The organism is Leptospira venezuelensis (assembly GCF_002150035.1).
Classification (GTDB): Bacteria; Spirochaetota; Leptospiria; order Leptospirales; family Leptospiraceae; genus Leptospira_B; species Leptospira_B venezuelensis.
In genome coordinates this window covers 562,212-580,142 of record NZ_NETS01000010.1, presented here as the reverse complement: position 1 = coordinate 580,142, position 17,931 = coordinate 562,212, and the positions used below count along the sequence as shown (strand labels likewise).

17 protein-coding genes are annotated in these 17,931 nt (G+C 38.2%); 9 read left to right on the top strand and 8 right to left on the bottom strand.

From position 1 onward, the window contains the following. Positions 1-36 precede the first annotated feature (36 nt). From B1C82_RS09900 to B1C82_RS09860, 9 genes are all read left to right on the top strand, one after another. Positions 37-1,929 (top strand): AMP-dependent synthetase/ligase, encoded by a 1,893-nt coding sequence (locus tag B1C82_RS09900; RefSeq protein ID WP_086447427.1) that lies wholly within the window; start codon positions 37-39, stop codon positions 1,927-1,929. A 21-nt stretch (positions 1,930-1,950) separates the two neighbouring features. Beyond that, complete coding sequence (locus B1C82_RS09895) at positions 1,951-3,567, top strand: acyl-CoA dehydrogenase family protein (protein WP_086447426.1); 1,617 nt, start codon at positions 1,951-1,953, stop codon at positions 3,565-3,567. A gap of 27 nt (positions 3,568-3,594) precedes the next feature. Beyond that, complete coding sequence (locus B1C82_RS09890; protein ID WP_086447425.1) at positions 3,595-4,026, top strand: MaoC family dehydratase; 432 nt, start codon at positions 3,595-3,597, stop codon at positions 4,024-4,026. Between the two features lie 18 nt (positions 4,027-4,044). Then, positions 4,045-5,586: a thiolase C-terminal domain-containing protein gene (locus B1C82_RS09885; RefSeq protein WP_086447424.1), complete on the top strand. Its 1,542-nt coding sequence runs from the start codon at positions 4,045-4,047 to the stop codon at positions 5,584-5,586. Between the two features lie 331 nt (positions 5,587-5,917). Next, entirely contained in the window at positions 5,918-6,238 is a 321-nt protein-coding gene (locus B1C82_RS09880; protein WP_086447423.1) for a hypothetical protein, read from the top strand. 60 nt (positions 6,239-6,298) lie between these two features. Next, complete coding sequence (locus B1C82_RS09875) at positions 6,299-6,544, top strand: hypothetical protein (protein ID WP_086447422.1); 246 nt, start codon at positions 6,299-6,301, stop codon at positions 6,542-6,544. A gap of 355 nt (positions 6,545-6,899) precedes the next feature. Beyond that, positions 6,900-7,154: a hypothetical protein gene (locus tag B1C82_RS09870; RefSeq protein ID WP_086447421.1), complete on the top strand. Its 255-nt coding sequence runs from the start codon at positions 6,900-6,902 to the stop codon at positions 7,152-7,154. Beyond that, positions 7,151-8,269: a suppressor of fused domain protein gene (locus B1C82_RS09865; protein ID WP_086447420.1), complete on the top strand. Its 1,119-nt coding sequence runs from the start codon at positions 7,151-7,153 to the stop codon at positions 8,267-8,269. The genes B1C82_RS09870 and B1C82_RS09865 overlap by 4 nt, the downstream gene beginning before the upstream one ends. Before the next feature lie 16 nt (positions 8,270-8,285). Next, positions 8,286-8,936, top strand: a complete 651-nt coding sequence (locus B1C82_RS09860) for a hypothetical protein (protein ID WP_086447419.1) — start codon at positions 8,286-8,288, stop codon at positions 8,934-8,936. 418 nt (positions 8,937-9,354) lie between these two features. Here B1C82_RS09860 and B1C82_RS09855 read toward each other — a convergent pair whose 3' ends face one another. The 8 genes from B1C82_RS09855 to B1C82_RS09815 form a co-directional block, all read right to left on the bottom strand. Further along, entirely contained in the window at positions 9,355-11,715 is a 2,361-nt protein-coding gene (locus B1C82_RS09855; protein ID WP_086447418.1) for a PP2C family protein-serine/threonine phosphatase, read from the bottom strand. After that, positions 11,712-12,962, bottom strand: a complete 1,251-nt coding sequence (locus B1C82_RS09850; RefSeq protein WP_086447417.1) for a hypothetical protein — start codon at positions 12,960-12,962, stop codon at positions 11,712-11,714. The genes B1C82_RS09855 and B1C82_RS09850 overlap by 4 nt, the downstream gene beginning before the upstream one ends. 31 nt (positions 12,963-12,993) lie before the next feature. Beyond that, positions 12,994-14,145: a bifunctional glutamate N-acetyltransferase/amino-acid acetyltransferase ArgJ gene (gene argJ, locus B1C82_RS09845; protein WP_086447416.1), complete on the bottom strand. Its 1,152-nt coding sequence runs from the start codon at positions 14,143-14,145 to the stop codon at positions 12,994-12,996. A gap of 82 nt (positions 14,146-14,227) precedes the next feature. After that, positions 14,228-15,619 carry a HAMP domain-containing sensor histidine kinase gene (locus tag B1C82_RS09840; protein ID WP_086447415.1) on the bottom strand — a complete coding sequence of 464 codons (1,392 nt, stop codon included), beginning with the start codon at positions 15,617-15,619 and terminating at the stop codon, positions 14,228-14,230. Beyond that, on the bottom strand, positions 15,609-16,313 hold the full coding sequence (locus B1C82_RS09835) for a response regulator (RefSeq protein ID WP_008590830.1): 705 nt from the start codon (positions 16,311-16,313) through the stop codon (positions 15,609-15,611). Before B1C82_RS09835 ends, B1C82_RS09840 begins: the two co-directional genes overlap by 11 nt. A gap of 239 nt (positions 16,314-16,552) precedes the next feature. Further along, complete coding sequence (locus B1C82_RS09825; RefSeq protein ID WP_086447414.1) at positions 16,553-16,966, bottom strand: hypothetical protein; 414 nt, start codon at positions 16,964-16,966, stop codon at positions 16,553-16,555. Beyond that, entirely contained in the window at positions 16,963-17,331 is a 369-nt protein-coding gene (locus B1C82_RS09820) for a hypothetical protein (RefSeq protein ID WP_086447413.1), read from the bottom strand. Before B1C82_RS09820 ends, B1C82_RS09825 begins: the two co-directional genes overlap by 4 nt. Continuing rightward, the gene (locus B1C82_RS09815; RefSeq protein ID WP_086447412.1) at positions 17,312-17,899 is read right to left on the bottom strand and encodes an RNA polymerase sigma factor; all 588 of its coding nucleotides are present in this window, start codon (positions 17,897-17,899) and stop codon (positions 17,312-17,314) included. Before B1C82_RS09815 ends, B1C82_RS09820 begins: the two co-directional genes overlap by 20 nt. Between the last annotated feature and the right edge of the window lie 32 nt (positions 17,900-17,931).

Sequence of the window (17,931 nt, the reverse complement as noted above, 5' to 3'; positions counted from 1 at the left end):
AAAATCCTAATTTAAAAGTGTTCTCAGGGGGCGTTTTTGGAAACTGATCAAAAGTATTTTTACGATATGCTGGAAAAGACAGCATCTAAATTTCCGAATAAGGAAAGTTTTTCCCGTAGGACCAAAGATGGAATAAAAGGAAGAAAATATTCGGAAATCAAATCCTTAACTGATTCTTTAATTGCAGGTTTGATCGAAGAAGGAGTCCAAAAAGATGATAAGATCTTATACCTTTGTGACTCAAGTCAGAACTGGATCATAGGCGATATCGCGATCATCTCCGCAGGCGCTGTTTCTGTTCCAAGAGGAACTGACGTAGTAGACGAAGATATATTATATATTGTTAATCATTCCGAAAGCAAATACGCAATCGTTCAAAAAGAAAAAGATAAACAAAGATTGATAAATCTTGGTTCTAAACTTCCAAGTTTGAAAAAAGTTTTTGTGATCGAAGACGATATAGGTGATTTGAAGTCCGGACCCGATACGATCCAAGCGTTGATCGAAAAAGGAAAATCAAATCTTTCAAAAGATCCAGGTATTATTCGTAAAAGACTTAAAGAAAAATCTCCAAACGAACTTGCTACATTAATCTATACATCAGGGACCACTGGCGCTCCCAAAGGAGTGATGCTCACTCAAGCAGGTTGGATTTCCGCAGTAGAAAAAGTAATTGGATTTGTTCAACTGACTTCTGAGGACTCCGGAGTTAGTCTTCTTCCACCATGGCACGCGTTTGAAAGAGCGATTGAATATTGTATCTTAGAATTGGGGGCTGGGTTTCTCGTCTCCAATATCAGCAATTTGAAAGAGGATTTGAAGGAATTCCAACCTACATTATTCCCTTCTGTTCCAAGGATCTGGGAATCCTTATATAATGGAATTATGAATAAGGTCTCAAAGGAATCCGGTTTAAAACGAGGAGTATTCAATTTCAGTTTGAAGATTGGAAATCTTTGGGCAGTTCAAAAAGGAGTTCTATTCGGATACGATTTCAGGATAGAAAAGCCAAATCTTATCGTTTGGACTTTTTCTAAATTATCCTCTTTGATTCTTCTTATATTATTATCTCCCCTCAAGTTACTTGCATATTTGGTATTTAAACCAATTCACAATGCTCTTGGCGGAAAATTAAGAGTTTCCGTTTCTGCGGGAAGTGCTCTTCCTTCTGTAGTGGATAAATTTTTATCTTCTATTGGGTTAATCGTTTTAGAAGGATATGGAATGACTGAGACTTCTGCAGTACTTTCCATTCGAAAGCCTAAACAACCTTCTCCAGGAACAGTAGGAACTCCAATACAAGGATATGAATGTATTCTTAAGGATGAGCATGGCAATTTAGTTTCTCAAGGTGGAAAGGGAAGTCTTTGGGTAAAATCCAAACAAGTTCTTATGGGATATTACAAACGCCCTGAGTTAAACGAAGTAGTTTTTGATAAAAACGGATTCTTTGACACCGGAGATATCATGCGTTTCAATTATAGAGGCGAATTGGTATTTGCAGGTAGAGCAAAAGATACTATAGTGCTTGCCGGAGGTGAGAACGTGGAGCCTGTTCCTATAGAGGATCAGCTTTTGAATTCTCCATACGTGAACCAAGTAATGGTAACTGGTCACGAAGCAAAACATCTCGTAGTTCTGATCGTTCCAGATTTCGAAAGATTGAAGGCAGAGTTCCCCGACCTACCTGAGGATGCGAATGTTTGGAATTCTAATCCTAAAATTAGAGAGATCTTTAAGAAGGAAGTTTCTGATAGAATATCTCGTAAAACAGGATTCAAAGCTTTTGAGCTAATCCCTCAAAATGCATTCTATGTCATTCCAAGACCTTTCGATCCAGACAAGGAAATGACAAGGACCTTAAAGATAAAAAGAAACGAAATATTAGAAAGTTTTAAAAAAGAAGTTTCCGATCTAACCAAAAATTAGAATCGGATTGGGAGAAAGAACATGTTTTTAAATCCATATTTAACATCCTCAGATCTAGAATTTTACGAAACCGTAAAGGACTTTGCTAAAGAAAGAGTATTGCCTTCTGTAGAGGACCGAGACGAACACGGCGTTTGGGGAGACGATATCTGGAAAGAAATGGGGAGTATGGGCCTACTCGGTATTCCTGTTCCGGAGGAATTTGGAGGCCAAGGAGGAACTTGCCTTCAATGTTGTATTGCGCAAGAAGCGTTTAACGCAGGTTCACTCGACGGAGGTTTTGGACTTTCCTGGGGAGCCCATATGATCATCGGGACTCTTCCTATTCTTTTCCAAGGAACAGAAGCCCAAAAGAAAAAATACCTTCCTAAACTTGCATCCGGCGAATGGATTGCAGGCCTTGCATTGACTGAACCTGATTCAGGTTCAGATGCGGCCGCTATGAATACCTTCGCTACAAAGGTGGATGGAGGTTTTATTTTAAATGGAAGTAAACTTTACATCACGAACGGACCGAACGGACAAGTATTCATCGTGATGGCGAGAACAACTAAGTCCAGAGGACCAATGGGAGTTTCCGCATTCATAGTAGAATCAAATATGAAAGGTTTTCACGTAAGTAAGGTGCTTAAGAAATTAGGGCATAATACTTCCATGACCGCTGAACTTTCCTTCCAAGATATGTTCGTACCTGATGAAAATCTTTTAGGTCCTCTGAATTCTGGTTTCGTTCGTATAGGAAAAGGAACGCTTGAATGGGAAAGAACAGTGCTTGTTGCTGCAGTCCCAGGTGGAATGGAATTTGGATTAGAACTTTGTTTGGATTACGCATGGAAGCGTCATCAATTCGGAAAACCGATCTTATCTTTCTTCGGAGTACAAGAGAAGATCGCGCGTAACTGGGCATATCTATGTGCATCCAGAAGATTGATTTATTTCGTAGCGAATAAGAAGGACCAAGATCCAACTGCAAGCCTTCCATTTGAAAGTTCTGCACTGAAAGTTTTTGTTACTGAAACCGCAGAAGAGTTAGCGAGTGATGCAGTTCAGATCCACGGTGGAATGGGTTATATGAGAGAATGTCATGTAAGCCGCCAATACAGAGACGTAAGACTCGGCACAATCGGTGGCGGAACTACTGAAGTTCAAAAAAGTATAATATCTTCTACTTACAAAGGTTTCGAAAAGTTGATGGATGTATTACAACAATCCCAACCAGAAGAGATCAGAACTAAGGCAGAAAAAGTCCTGGCAGGTTCTCCGGAAGAAAAAGTATTAACTGCAGCAAAAGAATTACTCAAGGCAGGTGGAGAACATTCTGACAGAAAGAAAAAACAAGCTTTGGAGTTTGGATTTGCTGATCTTGCGGTATTTGTTACTACCGTTCAGTTAGGATTCTGGGACACTGCAAATTCTACTTCCGAATATAAGTCGGAAGATAGACTAAGAGATCTAAAAATACTTACCTTCTATGCTGGTTGTAGATTTTTCAAAAGTGTTCATTTCTTAAAAGAACTAGATGCAGAAAAAACTAAAAATCTAATGAGACTTTTCTCCGAACTTCCTTCTGTGGAAAAAGAAGTGGCTGATTGTGTAGAATTCCTGAAGAACGGGGTCTTGGGCGCACAACTAGCTTAATCCGCAAAAAAGAATAAGGAAATCGGAATGTACGAAAGAGGAAAGACTTACGACGAAATACAAATAGGTGATAAGGGAAGTTTCACAAAAACGATTACTGAAACAGATATCTATCTGTTCGCAGGGATTAGCGGAGATTTTAATCCTCTGCATGTGGACGAAGAATATGCAAAGACCACAGCATTCGGAACAAGAATTGCTCACGGTGGACTTGCTGCTTCTCTATTGGCTCCTGTACTCGGGATGAAACTTCCGGGGTTAGGAACAGTCGCTTTAGAAACATTAACAAAGTTCCGCAAACCTGTGTATCCTGGAGATACGATTACTTGTACAGTCACGGTGAAAGAAAAAATCCCGAGACTAAAAGCAGTCTCCATGAACATAGAGTGGACCAATCAAAAAAAAGAAACAATCGGCAAGGGAGAATGTAAAGTTCTACCTCCTTCTGCCCAAGCTTAGAATTTTCAGGAGTTATAAATGAGTTTTCCCGTTCTATTAGGAGTCGCTGACAGTACGACCAAAGATTTTTCTGAAGAAGAATACAAATCGTGGAGCGGGTCTCAAAAAGTTTTTCAACATTATAAAAAGTCCATAAGCACACTTTTGGATTTTCTTGGAATGAAGAATGAAACGTTATCTTCTGAGCTCACCGACTTCGTAAGTATAGAAGCAGCTTCTTTGGGAAAGGGAGGCTACGGACATACAGTTCGTATCGCTAACGAGCTCGGATATACAGGAATGAAAGCCCATGTGATTGACTTGGGAGGTGCGAGTGTCACTGGAGCAATCGGGCAAGCAAGGACCATCTTAGTAGATAATCCGGATGCAGTCGTGCTTGTAGCCGCAGCAGATATTCCTAAATCAGCATTCCGTCAAGTTTCAGATCTAAAGATGGTAAACGAAACAGTATGCCATCCCGAGTTTGAATTGGATAACGGCGCCACTCTAATCGCAATGTACGGACTCATGATGAAAAGAATGATGTTTGAAGATGGGATTAGTTTAGATGATCTGAAAGAGATCACTCAAAAATTCAGATCTAATGCAATTGGAAATCCAAGAGCATTCTATTATGGACAAGAGATCACAGAGAAACAAATGTCTCGCCCTATTTCTGATCCTTATCCGACTCCAATGATCGCAATCGTAACTGATCATGGATTTGCTACTATCTTAGTATCCGAAAAAAAAGCAGAAGAATGGAAGTCAAAGGGCCTGATAAGAAAAGATCTGAAACCTTTACATCTCGTAGGAGCATCTCACGCAGCCCATAGTGAATATTTTATCTTAAAAGGTGGATTTGATTCACCTTCTAGAAATTCTGCTGAAAGACTCTTTGCTCAATCCGGTTATCAAAGAGAAGAAGTTGACTATGCTTGGATATATGATTGTTTCCCTGGCCAAGTGATCCAACAATCCGCTCAATATTTTAAATTGAGCAAGAAGGAAGTGGTTAACGCACTCAAAGCTTCTTCATTAAAACTTTCTAATGGGAAACAAATTCCAATCAATCAAATGGGTGGGATACTGAATTACCAAGCTGCAATGTCTATCTCAGCTGCCACAGGGCTTGTAGATATCGCTGTCCAATACGGATTATATGCGCAGGCAGCGGATATTGGAAAAGTTCCAGCACATTCTCCGAAATTATCACTCTTGGGAGGGAATGGCGGAATAGATAGTATCAATTCAATTGCGTTATTCTCATCGGAGCGTCCTTCGAGCGATAGAAAATCTAGAACTCCGGAACTTTCTCCTCTTACTTTAAACAAACCTGGTGCAGATATTGGTGAAGAAGGTGTCGTTTGGTCTTCTACAACCGTTAACATGAATCCAGGATTTTCTTGGAAGCCTCCTTATTCTTTAGCTTTGATCAAGTTGGCAGAAAATCGTTTCGTTCTTGCAAACATCCATGAAAAAGATGGGACGATGCGCAAGTCCGGGGACGAATTGCAATACGACAGAACTCGGGTAAAAATAGAAAAAGAAGGTAAAAGATGGAAGGCTATACTTTTATAAACCGATCGTTCGTCTTGCAAAACTAAATAGATTTTTTCTAATATTCTTCGCAGAAAACTGAAAATAAATTGATTAGAATTGTTTTAAGAAGAAAAACTTTTACTTTGTTTTTGGAAAAAAATTTCCGAACTTGAAGTACCTTCCGATTCCATTCCGTCAGATTTTTTCTCGGAATATGAAAGCGGTTTCGGATCTAAATGTTCTGAAAACAAGGCAGTCAAAATTTCAGTCTAATACTTGAGGCTGACTAGCCCCGGATAAAACCGGATATCTGAAAAGAAAATGCGAGAACCGTTTCCGTGATTCGATCTTTGTGTAGGGGACGATATTCTTGTTTATCACTGCGGAGAACATTCGAACTGGAGAAGTTAGGACCTTTCTTGGAAAAGAAAGGATCTTAGTACCCGACTCCAAACATACTGAGGCAGCCCGTTCCCTTTCTGCGCATTGGGAAACGGTAGAAGAATGTTTAGACTTACGTAAATATTCCAAATTTTTCTATGTCTCTGAAACAGAAGGTAAATGGCAAAGGGGAGAAGAAGTTTTAATCTCCACCGAAAGGCCTGTTTCTGATAGATCAGGAAGTAAAAGCCTCTCTATGGATCACGTAGATAGCTACAGAGTACTCGGAATTTTTTTAGAAAAGGAATAAAATCTGAGTAGAATACGAATCGGGAGAAGATAAGGTACGGCCCCGAAGCACTCAGTAACAATGGTCCAAAAAAAGAAAAAGAAACCCTCACCTAAAAAGAAGGTAGTTAAACGGGCAAAATCCTCTTCTACCGGGACAAAAAGTGTACGTATCCCTCGGGATAACGATGTTAAGATGAGCGAAATGGTGGATTTGGCCGCTGAGATATTCGTTCAGACCCTAGAGATTTCTGCTAAAATTCCGGACAGGTTAAGAGCCAGGCTGATCAAAAAACTCAAGGACGCTGCAAAAGAAGCGTTATCCTGAGCATATTCTACCCTCGCTTCCAGGGGTAGATTTTCGATTTTGACTGAAATTTTTTTCCTAAATCCTCGCTTAAACAAGGTGGGATTCTGTACTTATGTCCGTCGAAATTAATATGGAAACGATGTTTTTAGCAACAGCCCTTTTCTTGATTCTTTTCGAACAATATAAGGAAAGAAAGACTCGAGAGAAGGTATTTGTAGAACCTTTACGTAACTTCCTTCACCGTTAACCTACGGTCCAAGCGCCGGGCGAAAGGATGCCCCCGGCCTTCGTTTTTCTCACCTCGTTAATGTTGGAACCGACTTGAATCCTTCCGGATACCAGGGATAATGGCCTTGGGCGGATTTCAACTTCTATGAAGAACAAATTACTCACACCTATCAAAGCGATAGATACCTTCGTTAAATGCAAAAAAGAAGGGGAACGTATTCCCATTCTGGTTTGGGACAGTTTAAGGACTTACCAAAGATGGAATCAGTTGGAGTTAACAGGACTTCTAAACGCTAGCGCCTATTTTCCAGATATTCTTTTTGAAAAAGATATGGAGAAGAAGATCCAGCACCGTCTGGACGAATTTAATTCCAGGATCGTGGACATTCCCATTAAATGAATCAAACTGCTGAACCTAATATTTTATACCAAGAAGCAAATCCTTACGGATCCTTAACCGCGTATTTGGAAGACGACGGAAGAACTGTTTACCTTTATCTACAAGCTGAAGAAAGTCCTGACTTCGCGATCAAATCTGTTTGGGTATGCAATCGTATAGATGCACCTAAAACAAGAACAGATCTGGATCTACGATCAGGACTTGCACCATTTTTAATAGAAGAAGAAGTTACTGATCCTAAAGGCCAACCTGAGTTTGATCCTAAAGAGATCCATTTCATCTGGTCAGAAGAAGGAAACGGAGTCTCTTTATTCTATAAAGAAGAACTTATCGCATATCTTCCTCCTTGGTCAGGTATCAAAGGATTTCATGGCTATTCTAAATTTGCAAAGATGGATACAATTACCGCTTATCCATTAGGTAACGCAGAATACGGAGTAATTCCTGATCGTATCAACCAAGATCGAAATTTTTGGGAATATAGATCTACCAAAGGAATTTGGAAGAATATACAAGAATCCAGACTTGCTTATCTAGAATATGTATTTGGTAAACACGATAAGTATTGGTCTGCAGATGGTGGTAAATATCCGCAACTAGGTATAGTAAGATTCGCTCCGAAAAGTATGCCTGGCGTTTATATATATTCAACTGTAGGAATGAGCGCTCAAAATCTTCCTTCAGTTGAACTATACAGAAAAGATTATGAAAATTACGCGCGAATAGAGTTAGTATGTGCAGTAAAAGTTTCAGACGAGGATAGATCTGAAAGTTGGGTCCCTCATCAAATCGGAGAAATTATTCGTTATCCTTGGGTTATTGGTAAATGGTTTGGCCATGGGCATTCTATTGCAATGAGTAGAAGAGATCCGGAAGCATTGTACTTAAGTTTTAGCTCTCTTGTCCTTAGAGAAATAGGAAAAGAAGAAGGATTCCCTGAATTGACTGATCTAAAGTCTGAAAGAGGAAATCCGATCAAATTTCTGGCGATGATCCCTGTTTCAGAAGAAGAAAGGGTGTTTATAGAAGAAAAAGGTGCTGAAGAATTCTTTTCATTATTAGATTCCACTCAATCTAAATGGATCCATAATCCTGAGAGACAATCTACAATCTGATCCAACAGTTTTTTTAATGAAGACCTTTATCTCTAAGCGATTTTTAATTCTTTTATGCTTATTCTTAGCGATTAACTTTCTAAATCTAAGTTTAAATGCTCAAGATAAGACTTCTGCGGCTGCTATAGAAAAAATTTGGGAGAATATTTACTCTCAGGACTTTATCTCAGCCAAAAAACTAGTCCAAAAAGAACTTCAGTCATCTAATTCAGAGTCATTACAGCTTCTTTCTTTGATGGAAATCTGTTTGAACGGTCTAGAAAGATATAAACAAGCCGACGAAAGTCGTAAAAAGATCTTAAGCGTATGGGAAAAGAACCATAAAAAAGCTTATCTAGAAGAGAATTATCCGTTAAATCTTGCTACTTGGACTAGAATGGCAGTGGTTACACCGAATATTTTGGTATTAGGAGCAGAATATTACCTTCCTTATCCAGTAAATGCGAAGAAAGAAGGCTTCTATTATCATAAATTCACTGCATATAACCGCTATAGTAAGCATGCTATTAAGTTTTTTAAGTTAGAGAACTCACCTAAAACTGAAAAAGAGTATAGATTATTCGAAATTTCAGAAGAAGGAGAGGCGAAACTAGTTAAAAATTACGGAAATACACTGCCGGATTTCAGAGATGAGATGAAAGATGTGATGAAATATCTAAATCTTTAAGTGAATCACATCTAAAGTGTTGTATTTTTACAACAGAATCCGTTAGAAAATCGGAAAATACTAATAAAGAGGGCTATAAAAGAAAAAACCCGCCTCAAAGAAGCGGGTTTTAAGCTTCATTTCTTCCGTATCAAGTACGGAAGAGATGTTGTTGAAGTTAGTTATTTCTTTTTCGCAACTTTCTTCTTAGCAGCTTTTTTCTTAGCTACTTTTTTCTTAGCTGCTTTCTTGACTGCTTTCTTTTTTGCAACCATTGACGTCCTCCATGTATTAGAACTTTATTGCTCTTCATATAATATGATAGATCAAGAAAGCTCTTGGATAGTGACATAATTAAGCAATTTACTTTTCATTGTAAAGTATTTTAATTAATTTTAGGAAAAAAATTTTAAGAAGTTGATTTCACTCTTAGTGATACTTATTCGGAGACTTCTAGACAAACAAAAGAGATATCATCGCTAGGTTCTTTGTAATTTCTAAACTCTTCTAGCGTTTTTTTGATAAGATCAGCTAGTGATTGAGCATCTTTATCATGATTTAAGGATAATATTCGTAAAAGATTCTCTTCTCCGAAGATTTCTTCGTTATCATCGAACGTTTCAGTCACTCCGTCGGTGAACAAAACTAATTTATCACCTGGATTTAAATGAATAGTTAAGATTCTATAATCAGTTGGTAGGACACCTAGAACTCTTTGAGTTTCGTTTCTAAGTTCTATTCTTCCACCTTTTCGAATACAAATTGGTGGAGTATGACCTGCATTTACGAATGAAAACGCTCCATCGCTAGCGTTATATATCCCTGCGATGGAAGTCATGAACTCACTTCCTCTATATCTCTCGATCAAGAACAAGTTAATCGCTTTAAAAATATCAGGAAGAGATGATGAATTGCCCAATTGACGGCGAATAATTCCTCTTACTGCTGAAACAAGATAGCCTGACCCGAGTCCATGTCCTGATACATCTCCTAAGAACAATAACTGTTTTTTAGGAGAAAGTTTGAGTATATCTAGGTAATCTCCTGAAATTCCTACTGCAGGAAGAGTAAAATAACCCAATTGAACCGATTTTATGGTCTCTAACTCAGGTAAATGGAGAGTTTTATCCAAGACCGCTGCCATATTTAGATCTCGCACGATTCTTTTCTTCTCTACTTCATCTACTAGTAGTGTGTAGTTTCGAATGAGTAAGGATGCTAATCTAGTACATTCTTTTAAAAATCTAAGCTCACCCAGTGTAAAATTCTTACGAGTTATCTTCTCTCCGACCAAAAATACTGCGATTACCTCTTTTCCTTTTTCAAAATTGAATAAAGGATATGCTAGTTGGACTTCCATCTGGTTTAAAAATTTAAATACAGACTCTCTGATCCCTAATCCGTAAGCAAGGTGAGAGGTAATCGTAACTTCAGTATGATCTTCGAAATAGGTCCAAATCTCGGATCCGTATGGAATTCTGATGAAGTTTAGGTTTCTTAAATCTGTTCCTGAAAATTTATCAGCAGGGATCAATATCTGGAGTTTTTTCACTTCTAAAGCATCTACAAGCCTGCGGATCAAACTATTGATCGTTGCCCTCATTGAGATTGGAGCGCCAATCATTACTGATAATTCTTCTAATGCCGTGTGAAGTTTTGGATTATTTTTAAAACTCCAATAATCTATCCACTTATACAATTTATTGTTCAACGATCCTAAAAAGTAGGCGGAGATGATTACATAGAATAAATTCCACTCTCTTTGGTATTTTCCCAAGAATCCAGGATTCCATCTTACAAAAAACTCAAGCCCGAACAAATATCCGAAAGTTAAGATCAATATAGAATAAATAGAAGTTAAGGATGAGCTGAAAGCAATTTGAACCGGGACCAATGAGTAAGTATAAGTCCCGAATATGATTAGAACTGGAAATAAGATCAAAGCAGCCATCAGATACGGCCGAATTATGAAAAAACTTTTAGTGGACCCTAATTCCGCCATTAAGAATGGAACGACCGTAATTAAGAAAAATGCTAAGACGATACTTAATTTCTTAAAAACTTCCTGAAAGGTTCCTTTATTCCTAAAAGTGTGGAATACCAACTGCAAGATACAGATTCCTGCAGAGAACAGAGTGAAATACATTCCATTCACTGATAAGAACTGGAAGAGATCCGGATTTCCTTTTTGAGAAAGACCTACAAATCCCGCGACTAAAGAAAATATTACCTGTGGCGCAAACCATCTAGATGGTATTTCTTTTCCTCTTAACCTAAATGAAACATCTAAGATCAAAAATCCTGTGAAGTATAAAAAGAAGAAAAATGGAAAAAGGAAATCGTGAAAAGCTAATAAGAAGAAGTTAAATAAGAATAATGAAGATAAGGATCCGAATAATAAGAAAATGTATAAGTCTCTTGTATAAAAGAAAAACCAAATCGCTACTAAGAAGTATAATAAAGATAAAAATATGTCTGGTAAAAAGTCTTTCAGTACTTCAAACGAAGATCTCATATCTAATGAGAGACTTTTAACGATACTTCCTTCTTTTGCAAAAAAATGAAATGAGTGTCCTGATAATCCGTAATCTGCTCCAAGCTTTCGAACTATCTCATATTCGATTAGGTCTATTTTCATTCCGACTAGATCTATATGCGATCCGCTGGATACCGCGATCTTTCCGTTTGGATAAAAATAAAAGGGGAGTCTTGCTTCTTTAGAATAAGAGTTTAGTAATCCTGAAAATAGGATTAAACTGAATAAGATCACTGAAAGAAATACGATTAGAATATTTCTCACGGTTGTATCCCCAAATGTTGAAAGGAAATAATATTACGGTCATTCCAAGTTAAGAAGAGTGCATCTTTTCCAGGAGTTTCTATATTTTCCCAACCAATTGACGCCAAGTTCCTATCAGGCTTAGATGCATCGAATAATTTGAAATTTTTTCCTATAAATCTAAGAGAGATCTTCCCTGTTTCTTTTTGGACCATCCCTACTGCGAGATCATATCTTTCAGTCCATGAGATCTCTTTTAAGTTATCTTCTACTAAAGATTTGATCTGAAGAATGTTCTTTAACTCACCATTTATCCTAGAAGAATATAAAGTTCCTAATATATAACAAAGAGCTAAAACAGAAACAGCGTTTGTTACACTAAGGCGTAAAAATACAAAATAAAAATCTCCAGAAGGGCTTTGGAAAAATTCCAGAAGTTCTCCAGGTTCTCTGGATAATAGATCTATCTTAATATCTCCAACCATAGGAGGTTCTGGAGATTCCAAAAACTTTCGGATCTTGCCTGCATTTTCCAATTCTTTTCTGTATTTTTTATTTTCAGCAATTTGAGAAGAAAGTATCTGATTGTGAACGGCTAAAGCGCATTTTCCGGCTAAGAAACCAAGCTCATGTCTTACATTGTCTTTTGGAATATTAGAAACTGCTAAAAATCCAAAAAGTTTTTCTCTGAAAACGAAAGGAAGAATGAAGTTTGCTCTCAAACTTACGAAGTCTTCATTGATAATTTTATTTTGGTCCGGTTCTCCAATCATAGCTCCGGATCTTTTGTTTAAGATGTAAGTAAGAAGTGCTGCCCTTGGGTTGATACCTTCTAAGGTATTAACTTTTCTTTGTTTTTTGTGAGCGTAAGTATATAGCTCGTAGTGGACCAAATCATTCTTTAAGATCGCTAACTTTCCAAAATTGCTATTGGTTAATCTTACCAACTCCGGAAATACGTTTTTGATCAGTCCTTCTGAATCAAATCTTCTATGAGCTAACCTAGAAGAACCAGGGTCATCGCTTAAATATTCAGAAACGAATGTAGATTTTAAGAATCCTGAAATTTTTTCTTGGATAGGTAATATGCCGAAAACTCCGAAGACTAAACAAGTAAGTACTGCAATTTCACTTACGAATTCTATTTCTTTAGGAATAAGGTAGATGCTAAGTTCATATAAACCTAGGATCACGAATACAGAAAGTAATCGTACAGCTATAGTAATAGCTGAAGAGATAAGTCTTAGATCGGAAAAATAGGTCTTCACGTTTCAGGGATTCGATTTGGATTGGACAAACTTAGGTTGTGTAGTATGCGTTTTCCTTCACGTAACCTTCGGTCAGGTCGCATCCCCAGAACACCATCTCTTTGTTTCCGGTATTCAATACCACATCGACGAAGATCTCGGAATTCTTTTTTAAATATTCAGATAATTTTTTGAGGGTTTCTGAATCTGCACCTTTGACTGGAAGTCCGCCGAAATAAATTTCCAAAGAGTCAAAAGGGATAGGTTCATCAAAAACTTTACCTACCGCCATGACCAATCTGCCCCAATTTGGATCTCCACCGTAAATTGCAGTTTTGATCAGTGGAGAATTTAAGATGGATTTACCTATTTTTCTCGCCTGAGATTCGTCTTTGGATTTTTTGATACGTACTTCTATCAATTTAGTCGCACCTTCTCCATCTCTAGCTACTTCTTTGGCAAGGTCAGTGCATATTTCTAAAAGTGCTGATTTGAATTCATTTGGCTCTACAGAACCTGCGAGGCCATTACTTAGTAAAGCAACGGTATCAGATGTAGAAGTATCCGAATCTATTGTGATACAATTAAAACTTAAATCCACGCAGTCTTTTAACATTGGATAAACTTCGCCTTCTATCTGTGCGTCAGTAAGAATATAGGAAAGCATGGTCGCCATATTAGGCTCAATCATTCCTGCGCCCTTAGCCATTCCAAAGATAACAGCTTCTCCATTAGATGACTTGATCTTTCTCACAGAAATTTTTCTGCGAGTATCTGTGGTCATGATTGCTTCCGCCACTTGTTCTAGATTACCAGGTTTCAAATTTGATTTTGCCTGAGCACATGCAGGAAGAATTACCTGCATAGGTAGTGGAACTCCAATTACTCCGGTAGAGGATGGAAGCACAGAAGTTTCCGAAATACCAAGAGACTTTGAGATCTCGGAACAGATCTGTCTGGAATCTGAAATTCCTTTTTCTCCTGTAGCAACATTTGAGTTTTTGGAATTTATAACTACGGCTTGTAGGACTCCATCTTTTATATGTTCTTTTCCTACGATGACAGGAGCTCCCGGAAAATTATTTTTAGTAAATACCGCAGCCGCCTTGCAGGGTTTCTCGGAATAGATCACTCCGAAATCTTTTGTTTTGTCTTTGATCCCTATGTTTGTACCGAATGAAAAAAAACCCTTAGGATAATCCATGTTCTAACCTTTATATATAGAATCTCTATATTCGGGTTAGGGGTGTTTTAGGAAAAGCGTATTACGAGCAAATGCTCGGATTTCAAACTTCTGAGATCTCAGAATACACTAACGGTAGGGTTACGGAGAAGATAGTCCCACCTTCCGGATTATCGAAAACTTTGACAGAACCGTGATGTAATCTAACAATATGTTTCACGATTGAAAGTCCGAGACCTGTTCCGCCTTCTTTTCTGGATCTGTTCTTATCCACTCGGAAGAATCTTTCAAAAATCCTTTCTTTATCCTCATCCTTGATGCCGATTCCTTGGTCCATTACCTGAAAATTCACTGAGTCAGGTTCCACCTTTGTGATTTTCAAAGTGATTGTTTTATCGTCAGGAGAGTAAGAAGAAGCATTTGATATCAAGTTTAAGAGCATATGCTCCAAAAGAACCCAGTCCGCGGAGATAGTTAGAGGCGTAGGCATGTCTACGACTAACTTTTGTCCCTTCGGAGAAATAACTCCATCCACAGTGAAAGAAAGGTTTTCCACCAAAGACTTTAATGTAAATTCCTCTGGCTGAGCAATTGCAGATTGGTTTTCAATTCTAGTGATCGTAAGCATGTCTTCTACGATCCGGACCATTCTGTCTGTGTTTCTGGAGATCGCGTCTAAAAATCTTTTTTCATGACTTTCTTCCAAAAGTTTCAAACGGCCGAGTAATGTTTCTGTATAACCTTTGATAGAAGTGATCGGTGTTTTTAATTCGTGAGAAGCGTTTTGAACGAACTGTTCTCTTATTAGATAAGATTGTTTTTCTTCAGTGATGTTTCGGATCACTCCGATGAACATCAATAGATTTCCGTTCGTTCTAAGAGGATACATTTTGATTGCGTAAAAATTTTGACTTAGATCCAGTTCTGTTTTAGGTTCGCCTTTTCCAGAAAGATTCTTTTTGATAAAGTCTAGGAGTCTCGGGTCTTTCACTGCATCCTCTACTTTTCGGGAACCTGAATTTGGTTCGATCAAGGAAGAAGGTATACTTTTATTTTGGAATACGATGGAGCCTTGTAAATCCACCGAAAAAACTCCTTCCTTCAAGTTCTGTAATACGGAATCGAATTTTTCTTTTTCGATAGTAAGATCCACGAATTGGTGTTTCAGACGTCCGGACATCAGATTGATGGAGACAGCAAGATCGGCTAACTCTTGGATTTCAGGAAGACTCAACTCGGAACCGAAATCGCCCGCGTTAATCTCTCCTGTTTTCATTTCGATTTGATTTAGTGTTTGTGTTACACTTCTGGCAATGGAGAAGGACATATAAAAAGTCCCAAACATTGCTAATAAGATATATGCGGAGAATAAAAGTATTTTCAGGTCAGGGTTGATCAAGTCCTCTAAAAAGAGGACGATCCCCGCGACAGCCATAAGGAAAACGAGTAGAAGCCAGTTACTTAAGAGTAGTTTAGAAAATAAGCTACGCCTCATTGAATCTGTAACCGATCCCGCGGATGGTTTCCAACCTCTCCTTCTCTTCTCCTAGTTTATCCCGGAGTCTTTTAATATTAACATCTACAGCTCGATCCGTCACGTAAATATCTTTGCCCCAAACCTTATCTAAAAGTTTGTCTCTAGTAAAAGCAACACCTGTATTGGTCATAAACAGATAAAGGATCTTGTATTCGATCAATGTAAGGTCGATTTCTTCGTTATTAATGAAAACTTTATGAGCTTTTGGATTTAGGAAAATTTTGCCGACCGTGATATTTCCCTCTTGGTCTTGCTCATCTTCTCCTTCTCCCGATCTTCTCAATACGGAACGAACTCTTGCGATAAGTTCTCTTGTGGAGAATGGTTTTCTAACATAATCATCCGCACCGAGCTCCAGTCCTAAGACAGCGTCGGTCTCTCCGGACTTTGCGGTAACCATGATGATTGGAAGAGAATATTTTTCTTTGATCCTTTTGCAAAGATCCATTCCACCAATACCTGGAAGCATTAGATCTAACACTACTAAGTCGGGAAGATTTTTTTCGATCCTTGGAAGCACCTCTAAACCGTTTTGGCAGGTGTCTACTTGGTAGCCGTTCTCTTCTAAATGAAATTTGATCAGTTCTGCAATATCCTCTTCGTCATCTACTACGAGGATTTTTTGGCCTGGGCTGCCGGAAGCATTTTTCATAAATTCGCTGAAGCTCTTTCTCCTACGCCTCGGAGGATTTTTATCGTTAGTCGTCGGGGTGGAGGATCCTTGGATTTGGATAGGTTCCATCCCTTCAGATTGTCAGAAAATCGTTACAAAAGGTTTACACAAACATTACAATCGCCGGAAAAAGAATATTCTGGGCTTCTTCTTATGACAACCAGTAAACAAAAGGGAATATATTCCCTCCTGAATTATACTTTAGACGGCGGTTTTGTTCAGTCCCGGTCCTTAATAATTTCGTTTAACTCGCTACTTAGCTTTCTCTGACGGAAGAGGACATAAAGGACGAATCCGGAAAATAAAGCCAGACCCAAAACGTATACCCAAAGCAGACCTTTTAATCTGCTCTGTTCTTCTTCGATTGCTTTGATTGTAGTTAGGTGTTCTACTAAGAAAAAATAATTATCTGATTGGGCCCAGGATTTTCTAGCTTCTTCCCTGATCTGGGTGATTAGAACATCTGCTTCCTGTTTGCTCATATTTTGGATGAGAGGGAAGACAGAGTCTAACTTCATTTCTAGGAATTCTTTTGCAGTTAATTTGGTCTCAGGCTGTTTTTCTTGTGCGGAGATTTGGTTTCCGAAGGTAAGTAATAAAGATAAAGTGATCCCAAAACTGAAATATTTCATTCGTCGAATCCTAACTTGTTTTTCCATTCCTTGGTATAAGGACTCTTATTTTGCACAAGATAAATCCCTATTAGAACCGTAAAAAGCAGGAACAAAAAGCCGCTAGTCGCTAAAATTGCATGTAAAATCCCTGTTTGGAAGAGAAAATTCCAATCCACAAATAAAAGAACTGTAAGTGGAGAAAAAGCCAAAATTAGAATTGTAATTAGAATAAGTCTTATATGCCTCAGATGGATCAAATGAAGCATTACTTTTTTCTTAAGCATGGGAGGTACGTCATCGTTCACCCTGCCTTCCGGAGGTTTTACAAAAAAATCCAATTGCTCCTGCAATTCGTCAGGAAGTTTATCTTTTTCCGTGCTCATCTTCTTTTTTCAGCCAATCGCGTAAGATTTCTTTCCCTCGAAAAATATAACTCTTTAAGGTATTCATTTTCAAGTTTAAATTTTCGGAGATATCTTTATAGGACATATTTTCGAAGTAGTGTAACGATATAGGTTTCCGATAGAGTTCGGGTAACTTATCTACCAGGGATCTGATCTTTTCGGTGGTTTCTTTTTCTAATACTTCGGATTCTTGAGAGGAGAAATTATCTCCCAACTTCTCGCTGGACAAGGTATCTATGGGAGCATCTATCTCAGGGTGTTCTTTACGATATCTGCGTATGATCTCATTTCTTGCTATGGAGAAGACCCAAGTTGAGAATTTGGACTTTCCTCTGAATGTGGATAATCCTTCGAATGCTTTTAGAAAAACATCTTGAGTAAAGTCCTCTGCTTCCGCTTCGTTGCGGAACGCTTTTTTTGCCTGGGAATAAACCATTGCCTCGTACTTCAATACGAGTTGTTCGAATGATTCGAAATCTCCGGTTAGAACTTTTTGAATATTGGCCCAATCCTCCGGATCGCATAGGATTGGTTCTTCCGGTTTCATGGAAGTAATAATAAACCTATTTTATGGAAGGA

Coding starts and splice junctions, on each gene's coding strand:
- B1C82_RS09820 (WP_086447413.1), bottom strand. CDS start 17,331: ATGAGCACGGAAAAAGATAAACTTCCTGACGAATTGCAGGAGCAATTG.
- B1C82_RS09840 (WP_086447415.1), bottom strand. CDS start 15,619: ATGAGGCGTAGCTTATTTTCTAAACTACTCTTAAGTAACTGGCTTCTA.
- B1C82_RS09885 (WP_086447424.1), top strand. CDS start 4,045: ATGAGTTTTCCCGTTCTATTAGGAGTCGCTGACAGTACGACCAAAGAT.
- B1C82_RS09825 (WP_086447414.1), bottom strand. CDS start 16,966: ATGAAATATTTCAGTTTTGGGATCACTTTATCTTTATTACTTACCTTC.
- B1C82_RS09835 (WP_008590830.1), bottom strand. CDS start 16,313: ATGAAAAATGCTTCCGGCAGCCCAGGCCAAAAAATCCTCGTAGTAGAT.
- B1C82_RS09875 (WP_086447422.1), top strand. CDS start 6,299: ATGGTCCAAAAAAAGAAAAAGAAACCCTCACCTAAAAAGAAGGTAGTT.
- B1C82_RS09870 (WP_086447421.1), top strand. CDS start 6,900: ATGAAGAACAAATTACTCACACCTATCAAAGCGATAGATACCTTCGTT.
- B1C82_RS09815 (WP_086447412.1), bottom strand. CDS start 17,899: ATGAAACCGGAAGAACCAATCCTATGCGATCCGGAGGATTGGGCCAAT.
- B1C82_RS09895 (WP_086447426.1), top strand. CDS start 1,951: ATGTTTTTAAATCCATATTTAACATCCTCAGATCTAGAATTTTACGAA.
- B1C82_RS09865 (WP_086447420.1), top strand. CDS start 7,151: ATGAATCAAACTGCTGAACCTAATATTTTATACCAAGAAGCAAATCCT.
- argJ (WP_086447416.1), bottom strand. CDS start 14,145: ATGGATTATCCTAAGGGTTTTTTTTCATTCGGTACAAACATAGGGATC.
- B1C82_RS09860 (WP_086447419.1), top strand. CDS start 8,286: ATGAAGACCTTTATCTCTAAGCGATTTTTAATTCTTTTATGCTTATTC.
- B1C82_RS09890 (WP_086447425.1), top strand. CDS start 3,595: ATGTACGAAAGAGGAAAGACTTACGACGAAATACAAATAGGTGATAAG.